16 protein-coding genes and 2 pseudogenes are annotated in these 24,767 nt (G+C 60.2%); 9 read left to right on the top strand and 9 right to left on the bottom strand.

Going from position 1 to position 24,767, the window contains the following annotated elements:
* Positions 1–28: 28 nt before the first annotated feature.
* Positions 29–2,395 (top strand): HAD family hydrolase, encoded by a 2,367-nt coding sequence (locus ACWPN3_RS08115; protein ID WP_492243598.1) that lies wholly within the window; start codon positions 29–31, stop codon positions 2,393–2,395.
* Here ACWPN3_RS08115 and ACWPN3_RS08110 read toward each other — a convergent pair whose 3' ends face one another.
* The 4 genes from ACWPN3_RS08110 to ACWPN3_RS08095 form a co-directional block, all read right to left on the bottom strand.
* Positions 2,396–3,751, bottom strand: a complete 1,356-nt coding sequence (locus tag ACWPN3_RS08110; protein ID WP_492243599.1) for a nucleotide sugar dehydrogenase — start codon at positions 3,749–3,751, stop codon at positions 2,396–2,398.
* 71 nt (positions 3,752–3,822) lie between these two features.
* The gene (locus ACWPN3_RS08105) at positions 3,823–4,947 is read right to left on the bottom strand and encodes a DegT/DnrJ/EryC1/StrS family aminotransferase (RefSeq protein WP_492243600.1); all 1,125 of its coding nucleotides are present in this window, start codon (positions 4,945–4,947) and stop codon (positions 3,823–3,825) included.
* Positions 4,944–5,528: an acyltransferase gene (locus ACWPN3_RS08100; RefSeq protein WP_492243601.1), complete on the bottom strand. Its 585-nt coding sequence runs from the start codon at positions 5,526–5,528 to the stop codon at positions 4,944–4,946. Before ACWPN3_RS08100 ends, ACWPN3_RS08105 begins: the two co-directional genes overlap by 4 nt.
* Before the next feature lie 13 nt (positions 5,529–5,541).
* Positions 5,542–6,486 carry a Gfo/Idh/MocA family protein gene (locus ACWPN3_RS08095; protein ID WP_492243602.1) on the bottom strand — a complete coding sequence of 315 codons (945 nt, stop codon included), beginning with the start codon at positions 6,484–6,486 and terminating at the stop codon, positions 5,542–5,544.
* A 194-nt stretch (positions 6,487–6,680) separates the two neighbouring features.
* On the opposite strand from ACWPN3_RS08095, the gene ACWPN3_RS08090 reads away from it, so the two are divergent.
* The 6 genes from ACWPN3_RS08090 to ACWPN3_RS08065 are packed head-to-tail and all read left to right on the top strand — an operon-like array spanning position 6,681 to position 15,249.
* Positions 6,681–8,510: a glycosyltransferase gene (locus ACWPN3_RS08090; protein ID WP_492261226.1), complete on the top strand. Its 1,830-nt coding sequence runs from the start codon at positions 6,681–6,683 to the stop codon at positions 8,508–8,510.
* Complete coding sequence (locus ACWPN3_RS08085) at positions 8,498–9,796, top strand: adenylyl-sulfate kinase (protein WP_492243604.1); 1,299 nt, start codon at positions 8,498–8,500, stop codon at positions 9,794–9,796. Before ACWPN3_RS08090 ends, ACWPN3_RS08085 begins: the two co-directional genes overlap by 13 nt.
* An 8-nt stretch (positions 9,797–9,804) precedes the next feature.
* Complete coding sequence (locus tag ACWPN3_RS08080) at positions 9,805–12,159, top strand: PEP-utilizing enzyme (protein ID WP_492261225.1); 2,355 nt, start codon at positions 9,805–9,807, stop codon at positions 12,157–12,159.
* Positions 12,156–12,758, top strand: coding sequence for a gamma-glutamyl-gamma-aminobutyrate hydrolase family protein (locus ACWPN3_RS08075; protein WP_492243606.1), 603 nt, complete (start codon positions 12,156–12,158; stop codon positions 12,756–12,758). The genes ACWPN3_RS08080 and ACWPN3_RS08075 overlap by 4 nt, the downstream gene beginning before the upstream one ends.
* Complete coding sequence (locus ACWPN3_RS08070; RefSeq protein ID WP_492243607.1) at positions 12,758–13,537, top strand: phosphocholine cytidylyltransferase family protein; 780 nt, start codon at positions 12,758–12,760, stop codon at positions 13,535–13,537. The genes ACWPN3_RS08075 and ACWPN3_RS08070 overlap by 1 nt, the downstream gene beginning before the upstream one ends.
* 14 nt (positions 13,538–13,551) lie before the next feature.
* Positions 13,552–15,249, top strand: a complete 1,698-nt coding sequence (locus tag ACWPN3_RS08065; RefSeq protein WP_492261224.1) for a hypothetical protein — start codon at positions 13,552–13,554, stop codon at positions 15,247–15,249.
* A gap of 12 nt (positions 15,250–15,261) precedes the next feature.
* On the opposite strand, the gene ACWPN3_RS08060 is transcribed toward ACWPN3_RS08065, so the two are convergent.
* The 3 genes and pseudogenes from ACWPN3_RS08060 to ACWPN3_RS08050 form a co-directional block, all read right to left on the bottom strand.
* Complete coding sequence (locus tag ACWPN3_RS08060) at positions 15,262–16,497, bottom strand: tetratricopeptide repeat protein (protein WP_492243609.1); 1,236 nt, start codon at positions 16,495–16,497, stop codon at positions 15,262–15,264.
* Between the two features lie 377 nt (positions 16,498–16,874).
* A pseudogene (locus tag ACWPN3_RS08055) lies at positions 16,875–17,632 on the bottom strand (IS5 family transposase).
* Positions 17,633–17,741: 109 nt separating this feature from the next.
* Positions 17,742–18,524, bottom strand: coding sequence for a polysaccharide deacetylase family protein (locus ACWPN3_RS08050; protein WP_492243611.1), 783 nt, complete (start codon positions 18,522–18,524; stop codon positions 17,742–17,744).
* 244 nt (positions 18,525–18,768) lie between these two features.
* On the opposite strand from ACWPN3_RS08050, the pseudogene ACWPN3_RS08045 reads away from it, so the two are divergent.
* Positions 18,769–19,577, top strand: a pseudogene (locus ACWPN3_RS08045) (IS5 family transposase).
* A gap of 142 nt (positions 19,578–19,719) precedes the next feature.
* Here ACWPN3_RS08045 and ACWPN3_RS08040 read toward each other — a convergent pair.
* Positions 19,720–21,060, bottom strand: coding sequence for an IS1380 family transposase (locus tag ACWPN3_RS08040; RefSeq protein WP_492243612.1), 1,341 nt, complete (start codon positions 21,058–21,060; stop codon positions 19,720–19,722).
* A 361-nt stretch (positions 21,061–21,421) separates the two neighbouring features.
* On the opposite strand from ACWPN3_RS08040, the gene ACWPN3_RS08035 reads away from it, so the two are divergent.
* Positions 21,422–22,381 carry a UDP-3-O-(3-hydroxymyristoyl)glucosamine N-acyltransferase gene (locus tag ACWPN3_RS08035; RefSeq protein ID WP_492261223.1) on the top strand — a complete coding sequence of 320 codons (960 nt, stop codon included), beginning with the start codon at positions 21,422–21,424 and terminating at the stop codon, positions 22,379–22,381.
* Between the two features lie 76 nt (positions 22,382–22,457).
* Here the strand turns inward: ACWPN3_RS08035 and asnB are convergent, their stop codons facing one another.
* Positions 22,458–24,314, bottom strand: coding sequence for an asparagine synthase (glutamine-hydrolyzing) (gene asnB / locus ACWPN3_RS08030; protein WP_492261222.1), 1,857 nt, complete (start codon positions 24,312–24,314; stop codon positions 22,458–22,460).
* Between the last annotated feature and the right edge of the window lie 453 nt (positions 24,315–24,767).

Below are 24,767 nucleotides of genomic sequence, written 5' to 3'. Positions count from 1 at the left end.
CTCTGTCTAACGATCCCGGCCAGCTCCTATGAACCTGTCCACCATTCTCGACCGCCAGCCTCTGCTGGTGTCGTTCGACGTCTTCGACACCCTCCTGCTGCGCCGGTTGGAGCAGCCTGGCGACCTGTTCGAGGTGGTGGGAGAGCGGGCGCGCGCCGCAGGGCTGATCGATCCCGGATTGACGCCCGTGCTGTTCCGTCTGGCACGCGAGGAAGCGGAGCGCCGGGCAAGGACCAGGGGCGCAAGCGCAGAGGTGGGGCTCGCCGCCATACATGCCGAACTTCGCCACCTCCTGTCCAAAACGGCCGATCCGGCGATGCTGGCCGCCCTGGAACTGGAGGTGGAGGCCGAATGCATCTTCGCCAATCCTCTGCTGCTGACCGTGCTGCAAGACCTGTCGGCAGCCGGGGTCCCGGTGGTCCTGCTGTCTGACATGTATCTGGCACCTGCCGATCTGGCGCGGCTGCTGACGGGAGTCGGGATCGGGTCGGAGCTTTATGGCCACCTTCATGTCTCCGGTGCCGAGGGCTGCTCGAAACGGGACGGCGGTCTGTTCCGGTTGCTGCTGGCCACCCATCCCGGGATCCCTCCCGGACGCATCATCCATATCGGGGATGATCCGTTGGGCGACGTCGCCATGGCGCGCGCTGCCGGGCTTGAGGCGATCCATTACGTGCCGGGACCAGGACTGACGCGCTTGCGTGAGCGCGAGCGCGGCGTAATGGGGCTGGCGGGTGAGGCATCCCCCCCGCCCCGACGGCTGGCCGCACTGGCTGGACGGGAGGACGGGGAGGACGAGGCCTTCCCGCTGGAGTTCGGCGCCCTGGTGTTGGGACCGGCGGTGGCGGAATATTGCTGTTGGGTGGTCGAGGAATGCCGGCGCCAGAACATCCGCCGCATCGCCCCGCTGATGCGCGAGGCGGCGCTGTTCGCTCCGCTGATGCGCGACTGGATCGCCCATCGCGGCTATGCCATGGAGGTGGTGGCGCTCCACCTGTCCCGTCAGGCGCTGATGCCGCTGGAGTTGGCAGGGTTGGACGCCGCTGCGGCCCGCCGCATCCTGGGGGAAAGGCCGCATCTGCCCTGGGACGGGCTGCTGGTCCAAGCGGGTGGGACGGTGTCGGCAGCTTTGCTGGACCTCGCCGGACTGACGCTGGAAGAACTTCTGGCCAAGCCGGCGACGGATGGAGGGAGTGCCGTTGACCGGGTGCTGACCCTGTTCGATGATCCGGAGCTGCGTTTCCGCGCCGCACGTCTGGCGGAGGAGGCGCGTGAGCGGCTGCTCGACTATCTGGCGCAGGTTCTGGGGCGGGAAGAGCCGGTGGCGCTGGTCGATCTCGGCGCGCGCGGCAGCACGCCCGCCGCGGTGGCCCGGCTGCTGCCGGAGGGGCGGCGGCGCTGCCGCATCTTCCTGGCCTATGCGGTTGCCGACATCGTCGCCGCCCTTGCCGACGGCATCAGAGTCCAGATTTTTGCAGGACAGGACAGGACGGGGATGGTCCTGGGCCGTGTGCTCTATCGCAGTCCGCAAATCCTGGAACGGGTGCTGACCGGGCTGGACGGCACGACATTGGGTCATCGGCGGGATGCCGATGGACGGGTGGTTCCGCTTTTGGCCCAACCTCCAGCGGCTGGGGAGGAGCGGCAGCTTTTGGCTCTGCTGCAGCAGGGCATTCGCCGCTATGCCGGCCTGATGACCGCCGTCTATCCGGCGCGGAGAGAAATGGCGGTGACGGGTGTACAGGCCCTCCTGCCTCTCGCCGCGGCACTGCTGCGGCCAACTGCGCAGGAGGCTGACATCCTGGGCGGCCTTGCCTATGACCAGAATGACGGAACGGAGGGGGAGCGCGTCCTCTGCGACGCCACGGCCCTGGCAACCGTGCAGCCGTTGGCAGAAATGGGGGAGGGGCCGGTCCTGGCCCTGGCGTTGGGGGTGCGGCCGGCTCTCGCCCCCTGGCCGCAGGGCGCGTTGACCCGCCTGGTTCCCGGGATCTTCCACCAGCCGGCCGACAGGCTGGGGTTGGAGAGCGGACATGGCCCGGTTTGCCGTGGGCTGGTGGAGCGGTTGCGGGGATGGACGGACGGACGCTTCGGCATCTTGGCCGTGGGCGGCGACGGCGGGATGGGACCGGACTTCATCCGCTACGCCCGCGAGGCCGGGCTGGAGCCGGCGGCCTATGCCGACCTGATGGGCCATCTCGTCCCGCCACGCCTGTTCCATGGGGTGGCGGTGCGGGACATGGGCGAGATGGCTAGTCTGAACCTACCTCTGGTGCTGGTGACGCTGGGCTATGCCGACCGGCTGGCGGGACTGATGCGCGATCAGGCAGCGGCTGGCGGATTGCCGCCGCCCTGCCTGATCGCCTTGGGCCGGCCAGACTTGGAGCGGGGCTGATTAGGCGGAGATGATGGTCCCCCGGGCGTGCCGGCCGGCCATCACGTTGCGGGTGTCGACAATCAGCCCCGCATAGCCTTCCAGCAGCCCGTAGTCGACGGCGTCATGGTCGGTGCAGATCAGCACCGCCCCATAGCCAGCCAGGGCCTCTGCGGTCAGGGCAACGCTGCGGCGCCCGGAATACTGGGCATGCTCGCGGGTGGGCGGGATCTCCGGCACATGCGGGTCATGATAGTTGACGACCGCTCCGCGCTCTTCTATCAGGGACAGCAGGGCGAAGGCTGGGCTTTCGCGCACATCGTCGACATTCTTCTTGTAGGCCATGCCGAGCAGCAGGACCCGGCTACCCCTGAGCGCCACGCCAGCATGATCGTTCAGAGCGTTCTGCAGCACCCCCACCACATAGCCCGGCATTTGGGAGTTGATCTCTCCCGCCAGTTCGATGAAGCGGGTGTTGACGTTGAATTCCCGGGCCTTCCAGGTCAGGTAGAAGGGGTCGATCGGGATGCAGTGGCCGCCCAGACCTGGGCCAGGATAGAAAGGCATGTAGCCAAAGGGCTTAGTCTTGGCGGCGTTGATGACTTCCCAGACATCGATGCCCATGCGGGAATAAACGACCTTTAGCTCATTGACCAAGGCGATGTTAACGGAACGGAAGATATTTTCCGTCAATTTGACCGCCTCCGCCACCTGAGTGCTGCTGACCGGCACCACCTCGCCGATGGCCTGGCGGTACAGGGCGGCAGCCATGGCGGTTGCCATCTCGCCGTCGCCGCCGACGACCTTGGGAATGGTGCGGGTGGAATAGCGGGCATTGCCCGGATCCTCGCGCTCCGGCGAATAGGCGAGGAAGACATCGCGCCCGGCGACCAGACCGCCCCGCTCCAGAATCGGGCGCATCACCTCCATCGTCGTCCCAGGCCAGGTGGTGGATTCCAGCACCACCAACTGGCCCGGCTTCAGATAGGGCTCCAGGGCCGCCGCGGTCTTCTCGATATAGCTGAGATCGGGTTCGCGCTGTGCCGTCAGCGGGGTAGGCACGCAGATGATGGCGGCGTCGGCGCCGGCCAGATCCGCCATTCTGGCGGTGGCCTTCAGCCTGCCGGAATCCAAGAGTGAGCGCAGCGGGGTGGAATCGATGTGCTGGATGTAGCAGTCGCCGCGCATCAGTCGCTCCGCCTTCTCCGGAGCGATGTCATAGCCGATGACATTGAAGCCGGCCTGCCCGAAAGCCAGGAGAAGCGGCAGTCCGACATAGCCCAGCCCGATGACGGCGACGGTTCCCCGGCGAGCCTCGAAACGTTCGGTCAGCAAGGCCGGATCGGGAAGGGAATGCTGTGGCGTCATCATGCTCATGTGGCGTTGTCCGAGGATAGGTCCCGATCATGCCCGCTGGCACAGCGGGGGAAAAGCAGCCTGTGATCCGGTCATGCCGCCAAGGTGTCGCGGACGGTCCGGATGATGCGGTCCTGCACCGCCGGCTCCAGATAGGGGTGCATCGGCAGACTGAGCACCTCCGCAGACAGGCGGTCGCTGACCGGCAGGCTGCCGACGGACGGAAAAGCGCAGTAGGCCGTCTGCCGATGCAGAGGCTTGGGATAATAGATCGCCGTCGGAACGCCTGCGTCCTTCAGCCGAGTCGCCAGCATGTCGCGCCGGCCGCCGCCGACGCGTACCGTGTATTGCGCCCAGACCGAGGTCATGCCGTCCGCTGTTGCAGGCACGCAGAGGGCATCGCCCAGTCCTTCGGCATAGCGGTCGGCGATGCGGTTGCGCGCCTTGATCTCGTCGGGGAAAATCTCCAGCTTCTCCAGCAGGATGGCGGCCTGAAGCGTGTCCAATCGGGAATTCAGTCCGACTCGGGCGTTGTCGTATTTGTCGCCGCCCTGACCATGCGCCCGCAGGCTGCGGAGCGTCCGCGCCAGATCGTCGTCGTCCGTAAACAGCGCGCCACCGTCGCCGTAACAGCCGAGCGGCTTGGCCGGGAAGAAGCTGGTCGTGGTGATCGTCCCCAGCGTCCCGACCTTTCCCTTGGGATGGATGCCGCCGAAGGACTGGGCGGCATCGGCGAGAATCCAAAGCCCATGCCCGGCGCAGACGGCGCCGATCCGCCCATAGTCGGCGGCTTGGCCGAACAGATCGACCACCACCGCCGCCATCGGCCTCAGCCCCTGGGCACGGGCGGTTTCAAGCCCCGTCTCCAGGCTGGCGGGGCAAAGATTGAAATCCTCCCCCACATCGACGAAGACCGGGGTGGCGCCGGCCAGGACCACGGCTTCGGCGGAGGCGGCGAAGGTGAAGGATGGCACCAGGACGGCATCTCCGGCCCCGACCCCCTTGGCCATGAGGGCGAGCACCAGGGCATCGGTCCCGTTGGCGCAGCCGATGGCGTGGCGGGCACCGCAGAACCCGGCGAGACGGCGTTCAAGCTCCTGCACCTCCGGACCCAGGATGTAACCGCCATGGTCCAGGACCCGCTCCATAGCCCGGTCCAGGCGCGCACCCAGCCGGCGGCGCTGGGCGGCCAGATCGATGAAGGGGATGGCCGTCATGGCATCGGCTCCAGCTGCTCGGGACCGGAAAAGCGATAGCGCGTTCCGTCGATCGGACAGACCAGATCGGCTCCCAGCCGCGCGCCGGCCCTGCTTATCCAGCCGTCCCGGCGGGCCGGCACCCCCACCATCAGCGCATAGTCGGGCACATCGCGGGTGACCACCGCACCGGCCCCGATGAAGGCATATTCGCCCACGGTGACACCGCAGACAACGGTGCAGTTGGCCCCCAGCGTGGCGCCCCTGCGGATCAGGGTATCGCGGTATTCATCCTTGCGCGGCATCTCGGCGCGCGGGTTGACGACGTTGGTGAACACGCAGGACGGTCCGCAGAACACGCCGTCTTCCAGAACCACGCTGTCATAGACCGAGACGTTGTTCTGGATCTTCACCCGGTTGCCGATGCGCACCAGGTTGGCGACGAACACGTTCTGCCCAAGAGAGCAGTCCTCGCCGATCACAGCACCGCCGCACACGTGCGTCCAATGCCAGATGCGGGTGCCCGCGCCGATCCGCGCACCGTCGTCGACGATGGCCGAGGAATGGGCGGTCCAGCCAGTTTCAGTCAGGGATTCTGTCATGGTTCGAGCCCCGTCAACCGAGCTGCCGGGCAAGCGGATGGTAATCCCCTTCCAAGCCAAGAGGTTGGCCATTGCGGATCGCATGGACCAGTTCGATGGAAGGACGGGCGTCCTTCAGCCCATAGCCCCGTCCGGCCAGGATCTCGGAGTAGCTGACGGTGTGCAGATCGGTGAAGCCCTCGCTGAACTCCAGTTCCGTCCCGTCGATGGTGATCGAGCGCCACGTGCGCTGTCCCCTCGCCCTGGCGGCATCGGGCAAATGATCGGCGTTGATGGACAGGAACCAGCGCACCCGGGCACGGGAGAACTCGAGCAGGCCCGCCGCCGCGTCGGGCCGCAGCATATGCACTCGATTGGCTCGGCTAGGCCCGAAGATCCAGCCCAGCATGTCGAAGAAATGCACGCCGATGTTGGTGGCGATGCCTCCGGACTGGTCGTCCCGCCCCTTCCAACTGGCGAAATACCAGTTCCCGCGCGAGGTCAGATAGGACAGGTCGACATCGAACACCCGGCCGGGCGGGGCTGCCGCCACCCGGTCGCGCAAGGCCAGGATCGCCGGATGATGGCGCAACTGTAGGATGGTGTGGACACGCCGTCCGGACTCCGCCTCCAGGTCGACTAGACCGTCGATGTTCCAAGGATTGAGCACCAGGGGCTTTTCGCAGATGGCGTCAGCGTGGCTGCGCAGGGCGAAGCGGATATGTGCGTCGTGCAGGTAGTTGGGGGAACAGATGGAGAGATAATCGATCCCCCGGTCGCTGCGCCGGAGCTTGTCGAGATGCCGGTCGAAGCGTTCGAACTCAGTGAAGAAATGGGCATCGGGGAAATAACTGTCGATGATACCGACACTTTGATTGGGGTCCAAGGCAGCGATCAGTCGGTTCCCAGTCTCCTTGATTGCCTTCAGGTGGCGGGGGGCTATGTAACCGGCAATACCGGTAAGGGCAAAATTTTTCATGCTGAAAGTCTTTCTTTGCCATCCGCCCCGCAAGGGCATCTGAACGTTCTTGGCAGGACCTGCCCCATCCTGTGTAGGGCGCTGCTGACAATAGTTACGCGGCCCGGAGCCGAGTTTCCAGAGTTACATGCAAGCGGATATTCAGTCCACGAGGGCAGATCACTTTCCTCTTGCCGAGGGGGAGCTGAATCAAGATGCTGACCCAGTTTAGGCCAAGCACAAGGCTAGGCTTTCAGGTCACTCTCGGAAATTGCTCCATGAACCCAAACGGTTTCCAAGCGATGAGGCGGCCCCCGACCGTTTGGTTGGTAACGCATGAGGGACATGGCGGCGGCCGTATTCTCGCCCCGATTGCCGCGTTTCAGGAATTGGGCTGGAATGTTCAGTTGTTCCATGATGTTGTCTTGCCGTCGCGAATCCAGCAACGGCAGAGGGATATTCGAGCCCCCGCATTCTCGTGGGAGACCATATCGCTTCGGTTCCGGTCGTTTGATGATTGCCCGTTCGCTAGTGTTACCCGTCTCCTGTCACCGCTCCGTCAGGCTATAAAGCGCGGCTCCCAAATTAATGCTTTAGAAAGATATATTAACACAGGGTGGTCATTTAGCAGTTTTTTCAAAAATGACGGAACAGTTCTGGTTTTTATTAATAAGCTACGCAGATTTTCGCAGGACTTTGTTTCCGTTTTTGTTTATGATTCTATTTCTGATAATATCGCCCTGATCAATGTTGCGGCAAGCCGCCTGCATCAGGGGGCGGCGGTTTTCTATGCCGTAAAAGAACTTCGCCCTGATTTAATTAGCAGAGCTTTTGCCAATTGGTGCTTCGATTGCCCCGTCAGTTTTCGTGAGAAAGGCCTCCTGTCCTCACAGAATGGAAAGCGTTGGTCCTTTGACCCAGCCAGCGGGCAGGGGAGTGTCGACGGCCGTCCTTTGCAAATCGTCAATCCTGATATTTTCCAGCATTCCTCTGAGGTTGACCAAGCCTATGATCTGATCTGGAAAGACCTCCCGGCCTCCCGGCCAATTCGCCGCTTGGCGGCGCATTTGATGCCCAGCAACGAATTGTCCCCTCCTGACCTCGTGCTGGTGGCGGATTTGCCAATGCTGGCGGCGGGGGTGCATGTATCCCGACGTTACGGATGTCCACTGATTTATGATGCCCATGAATGGTGGGCTGAACAGGAACGGGTGTGGAATTCGCACAACAGACAACGGCAGGAGGCCATGGCGCAGTTGGAGCGGCTTCTTTATCCCGAATGTGATCATCGGCTGACCTGCGGAACCCATCTGGCGACAGCCATGGGGGCGGAAACCGGGACATATTTCGCATGTCTCTATACGGCCGCTAGCCTGCAAAGAAAACTTACTCATTCTCCTCCCCCTGATGAAAGCGACTTGGGCAGGTTCTGGCAAGAGTGCGGGTTGCAGGCGAATGCGCAGGTTGCACTTTTCGTTGGCAACCTGACGGCTGAACGAAGTCTGGAAGATCTCATGGAGGCCAGTGCCCACCTGACAGACGGTCAATTTATAATTGTTATAGGGGACGGCTCCTATCTAGCTCGGATGCGGGAGGCATTGAACACAAGAGGAAACCCTGATCGGGTGAAATTTCTTGGAGCCATGAATTTCGAGCGGATGGCCGCCTATCTGAGACATGCCCATGTCGGCGTGATCCCGTACCAGCCAGCGGTTGTCGCGCGACCTGCGTATTTTTCAATGGGAATGCCCAGCAAGTTTTCCGACTATCATGAGGCTGGATTGCCCATCCTGGTGCATGCGGAAATGCGGGAATGCTCGGATATCGTCCGCGCGCAAGGAATCGGGTTGATATGGGATGGCGGCGGGGGTGCTGATCTGGGGCGGGCGGTGCAGAGAGCCCTGTCCAATCACGATGCTTTGCAACGATACCGTGTTGCCTATTCGGCCGCACCACCCCTTTTCAGTCTGGAGAGACTCATTGAGGAACTGAGATCTTTACTGCCGCTTCACCAGCAGAATACGGTATCCGCATGCATCCGCTGATCTCCGGTACTGTTTATTGGATTACAGGACTGTCGGGAGCCGGAAAAACAACCCTAGCAGGAAAGTTTGCCGACTGGCTGCGAGAACGCGGACGTTCGGTGGTGCATCTGGATGGAGACGCCTTGCGTGACCTGCTGGGGCAACGGGGAGACTATTCCTGGGAAGACAGGCGAGCGCTTGCCAGACGATATGCAGGCCTGTGCCGGGAAATTTCTCGCCAAGGGATGGATGTGGTCTGCTCTACCATCTCCATGTTTCATGAAATACACCGGTGGAACCGGGCGAATTTCCCTGACTATGTGGAGATTTTTCTATCTGTCCCGTTGGACGTCCTGAAGTCGCGAGATCAACGCGGAGTATATCAGTCGGAAAGTCCGGTGATGGGGATGCATCTGGCCCCGGAGCTTCCGGACAGCCCTGACATTGTGATATACAATCATGGCGATACCGATATTCACAGGGCTATGATAGAGCTTTTGCGGTCACTTAGCAAAATCAAACCAAACCATCCCCTTTTTCGTGAAAGAGACTTGAGCATGTCTGTTGCATGGGATTACACGACTTTGGCACCTGAGTATTCAAAGCGCCCCCCTTACGCTGATCGTGCGATTGACGACCTGATTTCCCTTGCTGGGCTGAAAGCGGGTACGGCTGCCTGCGACATTGGTGCCGGTACGGGACACCTGACCCTTGCTTTGGCTGCCCGGGGACTATCTGTTGCTGCGGTGGAGCCGAACGATGCGATGCGAGCGATCGGAATTGATCGCACCTCATGTCTATCCAATGTCCGCTGGCATGTCGGGACCGGAGAGGTGAGCGGTCAACCGTCGGATAGTTTCGACTTGGTAACCTTCGGTTCTTCCTTCAATGTCACCGACCGTCATGCCTCTCTCGTCGAAGCGGCGCGATTATTGCATGCCGGAGGCTGGTTTGCCTGCATGTGGAACCATCGCGATCTGTCCGATCCATTACAGGCCCGGATCGAGACAATGATCGCAGAAACTATCCCAGGCTATGATTACGGACTGCGTCGTGAGGATCAGACCGGCATCATCGATGCCAGCGGCCTGTTCGGCCCCGTGCATCGCCTTGAGGCCTGCTTAATTCAGCGTGTGCCGCTTGCAGATTGGCGTGACGCCTGGCGGAGTCATGCCACCTTGCAGCGTCAGGCGGGGGAACAGTTTCCGAAGATCCTGGCCGCCATAGATTCCCTTCTTGATGAGTTGAAGCTGGACGAAATACAGGTCCCCTATGTCACCCGCTTGTGGGCGGCGGAACGTCGGTAACGCAAAGCATGGCCGGTTCCGAAAAACCGATTTTCATGACTGGGAAAGCAGCAACGCTGGAGGCGTTGGCCTCCTGCCTCACCGGGGCGGAAATTCTGCCCATTTTTCGTTTCCCGGTGGAGGACTGGCAGGCCAATGCCGCAGTTGTCATCGACCGGCTGGCGGTATTGCCTTGGGCCCAGAAGTCTCTGATCGTTCGCAGCAGTGCGGGAAACGAGGATGGGGCGTGTGGATCGAATGCCGGGCACTATAAATCCATCAAGAACGTGAAGATTACGGACCTGCCATCGGCGGTATCAGACGTAATCTCTTCCTATGGACAGCCGATCCCCACTGGATCAGAAGTGTTAATTCAGCCACTCTTGATGGCGGTTTGGTTGAGTGGTGTTGCATTCAGTCATGATCCGGATACAGGCGCTCCTTACACCATCATCAACTATGATGAGGGGGATGATGCCTCTTCTGTTACTGGTGGACAAGGTCAGGGGCTGAAAACGCAGGTGATTTCCGTTGGGGCCGCTCCGGTCCGTGGACCGCTGGAGCAGGTCCGGACTCTTGTCGGGGAAGTGGCCCGTCTGACGGGCGGCGGGCCTGTTGATATCGAATTTGCGCTGACAAAGGGGAAGGAGGGCGAGCGCCTGTTCCTGCTGCAGGCCCGCCCTCTGGTGCTGCGGACAGGAAAAGAGTTGGACCCGGACAGCCAGAAGCGATCCGTCGCCGGCATTGCTGCAAGCATCGACCATGCAACCAGGCCACACCCTTATCTGCATGGCCGTCGTACTGTATTCGGAATAATGCCAGACTGGAATCCGGCGGAAATCATAGGGACACGGCCCCGACCGCTTGCCCTGTCGCTTTACCGTGAGATCATCACAGACTCGATATGGGCTTATCAAAGACACAACTATGGATACAGGAATCTTCGGAGCTTTCCGCTTCTGGTTAGTTTCTGTGGACTTCCCTATATTGATGTCAGGGTAAGCTTTAATTCATTCGTTCCCGCAGATATTGAGCAGCCTTTGGCGGAGAAACTGGTCAATTTCTATATCGACTCTTTGATTTCAGCCCCTCACCTGCATGACAAGGTTGAGTTCGAAATTGTCCATTCCTGCTATACTTTCAACATCGCGGATAGGATGGAGACTTTGAAAGCCCAGGGATTTACCCAGGAGGATGTGGAGTCGCTGACCGACAGTCTGCGCCGTCTAACCAACCATGTCATCGACCGGGAGCAGGGCCTGTGCCGACAGGATCTGAACCGTATCGAGACGCTAGTTCAACGACGGCAAACCATCATGTCTTCCGATCTGGACGATGTGGCTCGGATCTACTGGTTGTTGGAGGATTGCAAAAGATACGGCACATTGCCATTTGCCGGTCTGGCGCGTGGGGGGTTTATCGCCGTGCAGATGCTGGCTTCGTTGGTCACCATCGGAGTCTTATCACCAGAGGCGCAACAGGAGTTTATTGCCGGTCTGGACACGATATCGGCCCGTTTGGGTCGGGATCTGCAATCTTTGGATCGGGAACGGTTCCTGGCGCGCTACGGTCATTTGCGACCCGGAACCTATGATATTCTATCCCCCCGCTATGATGAGGCTCCGGATCTTTATTTCCCCTCTTCTTTCCCAATGGGGGAAGGAGTTACTCACCAGCCATCTGCTCCGCCTTTCCAACTCTCACTGGCACAACTGCGCCAGATCGGAAAATTGCTTCAAGATCACGGATTGAAAGGTGATGTGGTCGCCCTGTTCGACTTTTTGGAGACTGGCATCCGCGGGCGTGAGTATGCGAAATTCGTCTTTACACAAAGCCTTTCTGATGCCCTGGCGGTATTGGGACGGTTGGGTCAGCGATTTGGCTTCAGTCTGGATGATCTCTCGTATCTGGACATACATTGTTTGTATGATATCCATACTGGCAATCTGGATGTTTCCGAGGCTATGGCCCGCTCCATCCGACAGGGGCGTGAGATGTATGGCCGCACTCAGGAGCTGCGTCTTCCACCCCTGATCACTGGGCCAAAGGATGCCTGGGCATTCGAGTTGAAAACAGACCAACCCAATTTCATCACCCGCAGCCGTGTCACGGGCCATCTGACCAGCGTGGACCAACCGGAACGCATGCCCGGCAGCATCGTCATGATTCCCAGCGCGGATCCGGGATTCGATTGGATTTTCCATCGAGGGATTTGTGGTTTCATCACCGCCTATGGTGGTGTCAATTCGCATATGGCGATCCGGGCTGGCGAACTGGGTATTCCGGCGGTAATCGGGGCTGGCGAAGTCCTGTTTCGCCGCTGGTCCGCTGCCTCCGTCCTCGAGATTGATGCCGCCAACCGTCTCGTTCAAGTGATCCGATGAAGAGCATTGCCATAACCCAGCGTGTGGATATCCATCCTGGCCATGGAGAGCGCCGCGACGGGCTGGATCAGCGCTGGTGGCCGTTTCTGGCCAGATGCAATTTCACTCCATTGATTCTGCCCAATCAGCCTGAAGCCGCTCTGGCTCTGGTTGACAAAGCGGCTGGTCTGTTGCTGTCTGGGGGCAATGATCTGGTCGCCTATGGGGGCGACGCGCCGGAAAGGGATGCAACGGAATACAGGCTTCTGGACAAGGCCCTGGCCAGCGGACTGCCGGTATTCGGCATTTGTCGTGGCATGCAGGTGATCCTTGACCATTTTGGAGCCCCCCTGGTACCGATAGCTGGCCATGTGGCCCGCAGCCATACGATCTATTGGACAGATGGCCATACCCAACCGGTGAATTCCTTCCACAAAAGGGCAGCACTGGACCCAGGCCTCTTCCTGGAGGCGACGGCCCGATCGGCAGATGGCGTGGTGGAGGCGGTTCAGCATCCGACCCTGCCCTGCGCCGGCATCATGTGGCACCCTGAGCGGGAAAGTCCCTTTCACTTGGAAGATATCTCTATGCTGGTCAGCTTTTTCGGAAAGGACGGCTGATGCGCGCGATCTTGCTGGCGGCGGGCCGTGGCAGCCGCATGGGAAACCTGACAGAGGGCAGGCCCAAATGCCTAGTCGAACTGGGCGGCCATTCCCTGCTGGATTATCAGATTTCAGCCCTGCATGCTGCTGGAATTGAAGAAATCTGGGCAGTCCGGGGATGGAAGGGGGAATGCCTGGAGGGGCGGGGACTGTATCTGATCGACAACCCTGGCTGGGCACAAACCAATATGGTGGCATCCCTGGCACTGGCCCGCGATGTGCTCCGGCAGGCGCCCTGCATTATCAGCTACACCGACATTTTCTACACGCCGGAAGCTCCACGCCTCCTTATTGAGGCTCCCGCTTGCCCCCTTGCCATGACATATGACCCCGCTTGGCAAGCCCTCTGGACAGACCGTTTTGGGGATCCGCTGGCGGATGCGGAGACATTCCAGTTGAATGCCGATCGGACCCTCCGTGATATCGGGCGCAAGCCAACCAGTCTGGTCGAGGTAAATGGTCAATATATGGGATTGCTGAGGTTCACTCCCGAAGCCTGGACCTTGGCCGAGGAATGCCGGCATGCTCTGCTATCCGATGCGGCCGCCCGGCTTGACATGACCTCCTTGGTGCGCATGCTGATACAACGGGGCCTGCCGGTGACGGCCCTGCCTATCGGAAGTTCCTGGGGCGAAGTGGACAGTGCCGACGATCTGGCACTTTATCAGGCCCGAATGGACACGCCCCACCCCTTGCCCTTCAGAGGATTTTCCCAGTCTCGACACGAGGAGTCATGAGTAGCAGTGCGTCCGTGGAGATCCCGGATTTTGACCCCACCCTGTTGCCCTGGGGAAGCCGGCTTTTCATTTTCGGTACCGGGCGGGGTGCCCGCCTAGTGCATGATTCCCTGTGGCAGCGTCCAGATATCGTCATTGAGGGATTTGTTGATCGTAGCGCTACGGGACAGTTGCGCCAGCTTCCCATTTTTCGGCCGCAGCAAGTGCCAAAGCGGCATGATCGTCCGATCGTCATTGCCAGTAGTCATGCACCACAGATTGCCGCCGACCTGCGTCGCCAGGGGTTTCCGGCCCTTTGGGACGGTCGCGCTTCCATTGTCTATCGGCTGAGTACCCCCGCTGGTCGTTTGCTCGACTGGCATGACGTGCCGCCTTTGGACCGGATCCGGCAAATTCTGGACCGCTTCCGACTAGATGGGGGCGCGTCTGATGCCATTGACCTGCTCGTTCCCATGCCGATGGAAAAGGCAAGCCCATTGCACAGGCCCGAGCGGGTAAATCGGATCGTCGCGGTCGGCTTATGGGGACGCAGCGGTTCTTATCTGTTGTCGAACTTACTGGATGGTCATCCGCAGACCTTGGCATTGCCGCCCCACAGTTCGCACTGGATGACACATTTCATCGCCCTGTTTCTGGTCAGGGCAGAGGAGGGGGAGTTTGGCGAGGGCTGCCTGCTCGACCCATTTGTGACAGAGTTCTGTAACTGGTTCCCCAACCTGTTCAGCGACACCCAAGAAGCGCGGGCGGCCGATTACATCCGGTTAGGTCCTTTCGGCGAATGGCCGGCAGGCGTGCCGCGGGCGCAGTTCCGGACGCAGTTCCGGCAGGCTCTGGCCGGTTTGGCGGAACGGGGGGCACTGACGCCACGGACCATGTTCGCCGCGATCCACACCGCTTATGCCGCCGCTGGACAGATGAGAGTCGAACCAGATCCAGTTATAATCTGGCAGGCTCATAATGTTCAAAACTATCATTGGGAATTCTATGAAAATATCCTGGGACCAATTCAAGTACTTATGACAGTGCGAGAGCCGTTGCGCACCTATGATTCCTGGTTGTCCGCCACGCTCGACAGCCTCCCCTGTCCGCCCACCACAGTGACTGCACCCAGACTATTCCTGGACTACCTTCGGCTTACCGGCCATAATTCTCCGGCTGCCGCAGATCGGAACATCCGCGCCATTCGATTCGAGGATATGCATAATCGAACCGAACAGGTCATGCGAGCCATCGCCGAATGGATCGACATCCGCTGGGATCCCCTTCTGCTGGAGACCACATCCGACGGTAAGATCGTGTGGTTCAAAACCGGAGCCCGGCAAGTTACCGGCACGCGGCCGATCCCCCAGGTCCAGGCGATGCCAAAATTTTGCGGATGGCTTGACAGGTTGGCTCTGCAGATACTATTCGCCGATGCTTATGCCGCTTGGTATGGACGAAAAAACAGCCTCCTACGGGCAATCCGGCGACCGTTGATTGGGCTGCTTGCCTTGTTGGTACGGTTGGGCCTGTGCTTGTCTGGCGGACACTTTCAAGCACAGGTGATGGCAGTTCAGGTCGAAGGCGAGCCTTGGTCTCTCGCAGGACGATTGATTAGGGGCGAACGCCACAATCTATCCCGGCTGGTCTGGGCCCTGCGCGCGCACCACCGGCCCGTTCCCCTGCTGGCGCTTGGCGGTCCGCCGGAAGCGCAGGGCATCGCGCCGGGGTAAATGGCGGTAAACTTAGCCCAAATCCAGACAAATCCCTTCCGCGGCAAATCCGGCACGCAGTTCTGGCAGGATGCTTGGCCGCAGTTGAGCCAGGAAAGCGGCCCATTCGGGCCTGCGGCGGGCGATTTCACGAAAGAAGGGGGCGGCCTCCTGCGGGCGCCCCATGCGGCGCAGGAAGGCTCCCAGGCAACTGGCCGCCCAATCATCCGATGGAGCCAAGGCATGGGCGGTACGCAGGGCGGTTTCGGCGAGCGCCAGATTTCCATCCTGCAACCGGATCAGGCCCAGAATCGATGCCGAGAAGAACTGCTCTGCCGTCCAACCAGAGGCGTCCTGCTTGGTAATGCCAGTCCGCTCCACGGTCTGGCTAGCCGCCTGCAGATGCCCAGCCGCCAACTGCACCAGCGCCAGGGAATTGAGGGCGCGCCGAACAGGATCATCGCTGGTCAGAGTTACCGCCTGCTCACAATAGCTCAGTGCCGTGGAGATATCGCCGCCTGCCAAATAGGTTTGGCCAATATCCGTCAGAAGGTTGGCGTCGTCTGGGGATTTCTTGAGCCCGTCTAGAAAAAAATTGATGGCCTCCTGGAGATGGCCGGTTGCCTGCCCCAGGAAGGGCAACATCTTGAGGATATCTGCTTTCCCGGACTCAAATTTCCGTAGGGATAACAAGACGATCCTGGCTTCTGCAAGCTTGCCATTGTTGATCAATTCATTGCCGCATATCTCAAGATACTCCTGTATTTCCATGGGAATATGCGAGAGCTCCAGGTCATCGAGAGCCTTGAGGGATGTTTCCGCCGCGGCTACCTTGCCGCACCTTGCTGCGGCAGGAATATGCACCAGCAGGGCATGGATGTCGGTCGGTGCGATCGCCAGGGCAAGATCAGCTTCTGACAGAGCTTCGTCGCGACGGTCTTGCTGCAAGAGCGAGAGGGCCAGGGTGATTTGGCCGATCCGAGCAAAGTCCGGATCAATTCGCTGTCCAGCAGCACTCAAATCCCGTCCGCGTGGGGAGGTCTCCCCCAGAATCCGGATCAAGCGTTGCCGGCAGGCATGGTGCGCTGGCCAATGTGTCAGGGCCTTCTCAAGTTGCTCCATTGCCCGCTCTGTTTCCCCCGTGCGTGCCAAGGCCAATCCCATCTCGAAATGGTAATTGGCAAAGGTGGTTTGACGCACGGCCTGACGCCAGGCATCCACCTGACCGGCATCCGGCATCTTGGTTTCAGGCTGGGACATGACGGGCATAGGGCTGCCTTTCGTGCAGATTCCGATGAAGCGGGCCGGGTATTCCAATTTGGAGGCGGCCACCGTTCCGAATTGAAGCCCGCCAGGGTTCCGAAGCAAAGCGGCCGGGGTGGTTTATTCCCTCGAGGCGTTTTTCTGTCGCATGACCATAGCCTCGGGTCAAGCCGCGATAATCATATCGAGGTGAAGGATGTGCCCCGGCATTCCCTGGAACTTCGGAAGCGCCCAGCGGTCTCTGAGTTCCCCTTTGGCCAGAGTTGGCGACGTCGATCATGTCTCAGCATTTGGTGTAGCGGCGACAGGATTTTTACCATTGGCCGAGGTGGCGGTCATGCCCAAGTCCACCAAATCACCTCAAGCAAGATTAGGGTCCGGACTCATAACCAGTATGCGACGGTTGCAACGATGTGGACGGCGGCCATGCAGTTGATGGCGGACCGGTCGTAACGGGTGGCGATGCGCCTGAAATCCTTGAGGCGCCCGAACATGCGCTCGATGACGTTACGGTTCCGGTAGAGGTAGGGAGAGAAGCAGTTTTTCCAGCGCTTGTTGGCGCGTGGTGGAATGTTAGGCGCGGCTCCCGCCTCTTCGATCTTCCGGCGAACGGCGGCACTGTCGTAACCCTTGTCGCCGTGCAGGAGATCTGTGGCGGGCATCCAGTCGAGCAGACGGTCGGCGGCGGTGCAGTCGGCAACCTGACCGCCGGTCAATAGGAAAGCGAGCGGCCGACCGCGCGGATCGCTCAGGGCGTGGATTTTGGTGGTTCTCCCACCTCTGGACCGTCCGATGGCCTGGGCGCGCTCCCCCCTTTCCCGCCGCTCGCCGAACGATGGGCGCGGACCGCCGTGGAGTCGATCATCACCTGGGCCGGTGGGCCACCTGCCGCTGCCAACGCATGGAAGATGTCCTCCCACACGCCCTTGGCCGCCCAACGGACGAAGCGGTTGTAGAGCGTCTTGCGGGGGCCGTAGACCGGTGGAGCATCTGCCCAACGCCCGCCCGACTTCAGCACATGGACGATTCCGCTGATCACACGGCGATCATCCACGCGCGGCTTGCCGCGGGTGTCGCGCGGAAGGTGCGGCTCAAGCCGCCCAAACTGCTCCACCGTCAACCAGAACTGACCGTTGCTCATCGCATAGCCCCTTTCCAGAGCGTTGAATCACAACGGCTCCCTGGCGGAAAGGCTCTTTATGGGTCCGGACCATAAAACAATTGAAAATCGCAGCATACGATCTCCAAATTTATACCGCCTTGACAGACACTGTATTGAAAGGATCTGTTCGTGGTCGATAAGATTTGCAGTTGCGAGACAGTTCAGCCGTGAAATTCTCAATGCTGTTGTTGACATACTGGTCCAGGGCGTCTTGCGGTACGGTAGCTATGCCCGGCTGCCACCAGATCGGATGGGTCACCAGATGCAGGGCGCGTCCGGCCTGAACCGCCGGATGCTGCCAGGGAGGACCAAATCGCCAAGCGCCTGTACTGTCAGCGCAATATCCCATTTCCTTGAAATAGGCGGGAGCATAGCTATTGACCATCCCAGCGATCCGTTGCTGACTGCCAAGAAATCCGGAGGTTGGCCGATGGAAACTCACGCTTTCTACCGGACGGCCAAGGGCGGTGGCCAGCAGGGTCTTTTCCCAAGCGGCCATTGTCTCCAGGTCATGGGGCCTATCTCCATAGAGGGCGGCATCGAAATGTAGCCCGATACGATGTCCCAAGCTGGCGATCCGCTGCAGGCTGTCCAGATGGCGCGGCTCCAGCGGGTTATAGAGCGCACTGCGGACCAGCGTGAAATAGGTCGCAGCAACCCCCAGATCGGTCTCGACCTCGGCCATTGAGAGAGCGAGGCTCGGCGACATATCGATATCATGCCGCAAGATAAGATGCTGGGCTGTTGGGTCAGCCTTACCATAGTCAACAGCTTGGTATCCTTGCTCCAGGAACCAAGTTAGGAGAGCCTGATAGCCATCCAGAGAGAAGCAAAACTTGGCGGCCATTTCCGGATCGTAAAATTCAGGCATGGTCCATTGCTCCAGTCATTTCAATCTATCTCCCAGACGAGATTCCCAGCACAGATACCCGTGATGCTTGATATCCAATCTGCCTATGCTCAGCTTATGAAGAAAGAAGGGTCGGTGCGAGGTTAATTCCTGCCGTTTGTTGAGGGTCGCGGCAAAGGGTCGGACAATTCCGATAGCCCTGTAGTTGCGACTAGGTCCTGTTCTCAAAGTGCGTGACGGTTTATCCCTGCGCTGTTGAAGGGGTATGGCACGATCAGAATTGAGCAATGAGCAGCTTCAGCATCTTCTGGCACTGCTGCCGCCGGACCGCCCGAAGACGGGCCGTCCAGCGCGGGACCTGGAGCGGACGGTGCGGGCAATCCTATGGGTGAACCGCACCGGTTCTCCCTGGCGCGATCTTCCGGGCGAGTTCGGCCCTTGGCAGACGGCGGCGAACCGCTTCTACCGCTGGCGCAAGGCCGGGGTATGGGAACGTGTGCTGGAACTGGTCCAAGCCGAGGCCGATGAGGCGGGTAAGCTGGATTGGAGCCTGCATCAGGTCGAAAGCACAGTCGTGCGTGCCCATCAGCACGCCGCCGGCGCAAAAGGGGGCAACTGACCCAGGCGCTTGGCCGCTCGCGTGGTGGCTTCTCGACAAAGATTCACCTGCGTGCCGACCGTCACGGCCTGCCGCTTGCCTTCGTACTGAGCCCAGGGCAATCGGCCGACCAGGGCGCACTGACGGCGCTGATGGAAGCGGTGGCGATCCGCCGAACCGCGGGTGGACGGCCACGGCAAAGACCCGAACGCGTCGTCGCCGACCGCGCCTACTCCAGCCAAGCCATTCGCACCTATCTGCGCCGGCGCGGGATCGGCCCGGTCATTCCGCAACCCTCCAGTCAGAAGCCCTGCGCCCTGGTGGATTGGACCGCTTACCGGTCCCGTAACGCTATCGAGCGCCTGATCAATCGTCTCAAGCAGTTCCGTCGCATCGCAACCCGCTATGAGAAGCTCGCCGCCAACTACCTCGCCATGGTCCACATCGCCGCCATCCGCATATGGCTCAGAGTTTGAGAACGGAACCTAGCCCGGATCATTCATCAATGTTTTGGAACGGCTGCCCGAAGGCACGTCGATGGGTGGCGCCAATAGCGCGGCATGACTGGGCTGGAGGGTTGCGGGGACAGGTTCGTTCAGGGGCACGTCGCCCCAGCAGTCACGGCGGCAGCTTGGCGGCGCGGGCGGCCAGCATCGCGAGGCTTTCCTGGTAGGGGAAGCTGGTCGGCAGCGACACCTTGATGCGGGTCTTCATCTCGGTGACCCGCGCCGCCACCTTGATGAGGCCGAGTCGCAACGTGTCGAACTGCGCCTCGCGCCAGAACGACGCCTTCGGCGCCAAGCCGCGCAAGCTGTGCAGCAGCCAGTAGGCGGCGGTGTGGATGAGCAACTGGAACTGATTGGCGGTTGCCTTGCTGCACGACGTCCGGTCGGAGGCGAGATGCAGCTTGTGCGCCTTGATCAGGTTCTCCATCTGGCCGCGGGCGCAGTAGATCGTCTCGTACAGCGCCCTGGGCGTGCCCGCCAGATTGGTGACGATGAAGCGTGTGTCGGTGCCCTGGGCCGACGCCTCGGTCCGGGCGATGACCCGCCGCTCGACCTTCCAGGTGCGGGCGGTGTAGCGGAACTCGCCGAAACGCCGAACCTTGTCCGCCTCCCCGCCAAGCCGGCCCATGGCGGCGTCCTCGGCCAGATCGGTAATGCGCCCGAGCAGGACCGTGTTGCCGGCCAACCCGAAGACGTAGCCGATGCGGTTGTGCTCGCACCAGCTCATCGCCTCATGGCGGCCGTAATGGCTGTCGCCGCACACGAAGATATCGACGCGCGACCAGCGGGCGCGGATGGCGCGCACGACGTGGCGCAGCACCAACGCCACCTCGGCGCCGTCCGGCGTCTTGCCGGGCCGCAGGATGACGGCGACCGGCTTGCCCGTCGTCGCCTCGTAGATGTGCATCGGCAGGAAGCAGCGCCCATCGTAATGGGCGTGGAAGAGGGACAACTGCTGGGCCCCGTGGACGCGGTCCTCGGTGTCGTCGATGTCCAGAACGATGCGCCGCGGCACCGTGGCAAAGCTGTCGCAGAACAGGTCCAACATGGCGGCCATCATGCGCTTGAGCGCCAGCGGGCCGGGCAGGTTCTCCAGTCGGCTGATGATCGGTTGCGAGCACAGGTCGCCTCCGCTCTCCTGCAGCCGGCCGACCACCATCTTGAAGGCGGGATCGCTGCGCAGGGCGTCGCAGTCGTTGGCGTCCGGGTAGCCGGCGGCGATCAGCAGGGCACGGAAGCGGATCATCTCGGCCAGCGTGTGCCGAACGCGCTCGGGCGCGCGGGGATCCTGTATACAGCGCGCCAGACGCTCGCAGATCCCAAGCCGCCGGTCGATCTCGGCCAGCAGCAGAACGCCGGCGTCGGAGGTGAGGCGACCGCCATTGAAGGCGATGATGACCGGATTGCCAGCAACCGGTGACAAGCCGGGCAGAACCCCGGTATTCTCGGCCATAGCGGGCGTGAACTCCGTTGATCCGTGGTGAGACTGTTTCAGCACCAGAATCATACACGAATTCAGCGGCTTAACCTCGCGCCTGCCGCCGCAGCTTCAGCTCTGGTGAATTATCCGGGCTAAGAGCGCGGATCAAAACCGAGTAGGACCGAGGAAAATCAACGGATTCAGCCCACTCCGCTGGGGTTTTGATAGGAACTCTAAAACCCTGATTTAGTGTTCTCACAGCGTCTTCAGGCGAACGCTAAAATAGCTGGCGTGCACCGGAATCAGGGTAGATAGTACTACATAAATTCATATCCGAAAGAGTCGACAGAAAATAGTTGCGGGTTCCATGAAAGAAAAGGAAGGGAGGAGCGCCATGGTCAGTGCTGGTCCCGATTACACTGCGCAGGATGTCATTGCGTTGTTGGAAGGGGAAATATTGTCCGTCTTTGGAGATATGAGGCGGTCGTTCCGGCATCCCAGGTCGTTGTCGGAAGCTGATGAGCAATCTCTGACATTCTGCCGCAACCCAGACTCCGCTCTGTCTTCCTGCCCAGCCGCGGTTGTAATCACCACGACCGCCGCGCCTGATTATAAGGGAGGGGCAACCCTGATTCGGGTGGCAGAGCCACGTCTTGCCTTTATCCGCGTTCTGCAATCCCTGTTCGCTCCAGTTCGCCCCTCTGGAATTCATCCCAGTGCTATCATTGATTCAACCGCACAGATCGCCACTGATGTCTATGTTGGGGCCCATGCGGTTGTGGGGCGCTGTTTAATCGCGGCGGGTTGCGTCATTCATGCCGGGGTTATTCTCTATGACAATGTCCGAATCGGACGAAATGTCACTATCAACAGCGGAACGGTGATTGGGGCCGATGGATTCGGCTATGAGCGGAACGACGCCGGTGAGATGGAGAAGTTCCCCCATTTCGGCGGGGTATTGATTGAGGATGATGTGGAAATTGGATCTAATACAAGCATAGACCGTGGAACCCTGGGAGATACAAAGCTGCTTCAGGGGGCGAAGATCGATAATCAAGTTCATATTGCGCACAATGTGGTGGTAGGACGGCATGCCGTCGTCATCGCGCAAGCCATGATCGGCGGCAGTGTTATGATCGGGGACGAAGCATGGATTGCTCCCAGTGCCTGCATTCGCAATGGCATTCGCATCGGAGCACGGGCCACCGTAGGCTTGGGGGCTGTTGTCGTCAAGGATGTACCGGACGGGACGACAGTCATGGGATCCCCAGCCCGCAACGCGGCGGAATTCAAGGCCCTGACCGGGCTTTTCAATAGCATGATCCGGGACGGCGGCAGAGATTCTACCCTCTGAAGAAGATATTGCCTCGCATCTCAAAGTGAGGGTTTTACACTGTCGGCCCTGGTATTCAGCCAGGGCCGAGCGGGGATTACGTCATCTTCCGCGCAGTAGTGCGGGCCATGGCAAACAGATCCAGGACCCGGGATGCATGAATGAACGGCCAGAAATACAGCAGGGCTAACCCATGCTCGTCTTTCAGGGCCTTCTCCAGCAGATCACGCACCCGAGGGCCGTCCCAGTAGGGGGATTGTTGGAAGCTGGCAGAGGCTGCCGTATCCCGCATATAAGCGGCCAGCGGGCTGACCACCCAATCGAACACCGGAGTGACAAATCCCAGCTTCTGGCGCCGATCCCTGACGAGGGGCGGGAGCAGATCGCGCAACGCGTCCCGCAGAATAAATTTGCCAAACCCATGCCGCACTTTCGTATCCGGAGGAAGTGCAAAGGCCAGACACACCAGCCGCCAATCCATGAAGGGAGCTCTGATCTCTACCCCATGGGCCATAGAGCATCGATCAAAATTGCGCAGGATCGTTGGCAAGGTGGTGAAGTGCAGGTCGGCGTAAGCGCAGCGTGTCAAAGGATCGAACCGGTTAAAGCGCTCCAGATCCTCGTCACGTCCGGGAAGTTGGGGCGGTCTGGGAGGAGAGGCCACCAGGGAGGCGCGCGGCACCCAGTCACCGGCGCTGCCCTGACTGTATCCGGGAACAGAAAATCCGGTCAGAGCTTCCTGGTATTCAGCTCGGAGAGCGGGATCGGACATTTCGGCCAAAGCAGAATTCAGCTGCGAATGGTAACCGATAAAAAGTTCATCCCCTCCATGGCCATCCAGAGAGACGACGACACCATCCTGTCGCATTCGGCGGTACAAAATCCAGGGGGCAGAAATATTCTCGATGACTTCCTCAATATCGAATATAATCTGATCCGCATGGCTGGAGACAGCGTTTACTGCGATATTCTCAATGATCCCCTGAGCCCCGGTCTTTGCAATCACCGCCTCTGCAAAAGCCCGCTCACTTTGCAGGCTTCCAGCATAATCGGCAACATAGGCCCGTTGCCAATTGGTTGTCGTGCGCGCGCCGCCGCCATGCTGCATCAACTCGGCAAGCGCACAATGAACTGAACTGGAATCGAGGCCACCACTGAGAGCGGTGGCGATCGGAACGTCACTGCGCATTCGGATACGACAGGCATCCAAAAAAAGGGACCGGACCAAATCACGTTGATCTTCGTAGCTGTTAGGAATGGATGGAAGGTGATTCAGTGTGTTCCACCACCGGAAAAGCTGCGGTGGGCAACCCGGCTCAACAACAAGATGATGTCCGGCCGGGAGTCGGCGGATGACCTTGAACAGGCAATCTTCCGTTCCTTCCAGACGGCTGGTGAAGGTGATGCCCACAGCCAAGGCATTGGCATCGACTTCCCAGTCCATCCAGGACAGGGGCAGGAACCCTTTCATGACAGAGGAAAAGGCGAAGCATCCGTCTTTCCAGACATAATGCAGGGGCTTGACCCCGAACCGGTCGCGCGACAGGAAGAGCCGACGCCTTTCAGCATCCCAAATGGCGAAAGCCCACATGCCGTTGAATTTGAGCTGACATTCCTCTCCCCACTCGATGAAGGCTTTCAGAAGAACTTCTGTGTCGCTATTGCTGCTGAATGACCAGCCATGCTGTTGAAGTTCTTCCCTAATCTCGAGGAAATTATAGATTTCCCCGTTAAATGTGACCCAATAGCGGCCCTCTGGGCATGACATGGGCTGTTTGCCGGCCGTCGTCAAATCCAAGATTGCCAGTCGCGTATGGACCAGACCGGCACTTCCAATGATCTCCGCACCCCATCCGTCCGGCCCTCGAGTCTTGAGTTGTGCAGCCATTCCGGCCAGTTCTGCCTGATCTGGTCGCGCGTATTCGGGGAGCAAGACCCCGGCAATGCCACACATAGTTCTTCCCCAGGTTGATGCCCTTGTCCGGCATGAAGAATGAGCCCCCATCAACGGAGGGCATAATATGCAACTTTAACATCCGAGCCTGAGCCCGGGGGTAGGAGCGGGTGGCTGCGAAGGCGGAGTTTGACGACCCGGGTTTCTGCTTCTCACCAGTCCAGGGCTGATGATACCTATTTCGTATGCTCCTTGGAAAGACCAGAGAGAGGGCTTGGGATGGGGCCAAATGCCGGTACGCCGGTCTTGATGGAACCGATGACGTCGACGGCTGTGCCGGTGGAAATGGCTGCCAGTCTGTGCGGCGATGGGCCGGGACCCAGTTGCATCATCTGCCGACGTCTCTATCCGGAAGGACGGGAAATCCGGCGCTGCCCGGCCTGCGGTCATCTGTGGCGGACGGAATCCAATGCCGTTCCGCAACCATCAGCACCCATCTCTCTGTCTGAGATC

Source organism: Azospirillum sp. UENF 111221, assembly GCF_058780625.1.
Note: the sequence above shows the minus strand (reverse complement) of the source record. Positions and strands in the feature narration are given on the sequence as shown.

Bases quoted from the DNA above. Each gene is read 5' to 3' on its own strand.
- ACWPN3_RS08115 (WP_492243598.1), top strand. From the start codon at position 29: ATGAACCTGTCCACCATTCTCGACCGCCAGCCTCTGCTGGTGTCGTTC.
- ACWPN3_RS08110 (WP_492243599.1), bottom strand. From the start codon at position 3,751: ATGAGCATGATGACGCCACAGCATTCCCTTCCCGATCCGGCCTTGCTG.
- ACWPN3_RS08105 (WP_492243600.1), bottom strand. From the start codon at position 4,947: ATGACGGCCATCCCCTTCATCGATCTGGCCGCCCAGCGCCGCCGGCTG.
- ACWPN3_RS08100 (WP_492243601.1), bottom strand. From the start codon at position 5,528: ATGACAGAATCCCTGACTGAAACTGGCTGGACCGCCCATTCCTCGGCC.
- ACWPN3_RS08095 (WP_492243602.1), bottom strand. From the start codon at position 6,486: ATGAAAAATTTTGCCCTTACCGGTATTGCCGGTTACATAGCCCCCCGC.
- ACWPN3_RS08090 (WP_492261226.1), top strand. From the start codon at position 6,681: ATGCTGACCCAGTTTAGGCCAAGCACAAGGCTAGGCTTTCAGGTCACT.
- ACWPN3_RS08085 (WP_492243604.1), top strand. From the start codon at position 8,498: ATGCATCCGCTGATCTCCGGTACTGTTTATTGGATTACAGGACTGTCG.
- ACWPN3_RS08080 (WP_492261225.1), top strand. From the start codon at position 9,805: ATGGCCGGTTCCGAAAAACCGATTTTCATGACTGGGAAAGCAGCAACG.
- ACWPN3_RS08075 (WP_492243606.1), top strand. From the start codon at position 12,156: ATGAAGAGCATTGCCATAACCCAGCGTGTGGATATCCATCCTGGCCAT.
- ACWPN3_RS08070 (WP_492243607.1), top strand. From the start codon at position 12,758: ATGCGCGCGATCTTGCTGGCGGCGGGCCGTGGCAGCCGCATGGGAAAC.
- ACWPN3_RS08060 (WP_492243609.1), bottom strand. From the start codon at position 16,497: ATGCCCGTCATGTCCCAGCCTGAAACCAAGATGCCGGATGCCGGTCAG.
- ACWPN3_RS08050 (WP_492243611.1), bottom strand. From the start codon at position 18,524: ATGCCTGAATTTTACGATCCGGAAATGGCCGCCAAGTTTTGCTTCTCT.
- ACWPN3_RS08040 (WP_492243612.1), bottom strand. From the start codon at position 21,060: ATGGCCGAGAATACCGGGGTTCTGCCCGGCTTGTCACCGGTTGCTGGC.
- ACWPN3_RS08035 (WP_492261223.1), top strand. From the start codon at position 21,422: ATGGTCAGTGCTGGTCCCGATTACACTGCGCAGGATGTCATTGCGTTG.
- asnB (WP_492261222.1), bottom strand. From the start codon at position 24,314: ATGTGTGGCATTGCCGGGGTCTTGCTCCCCGAATACGCGCGACCAGAT.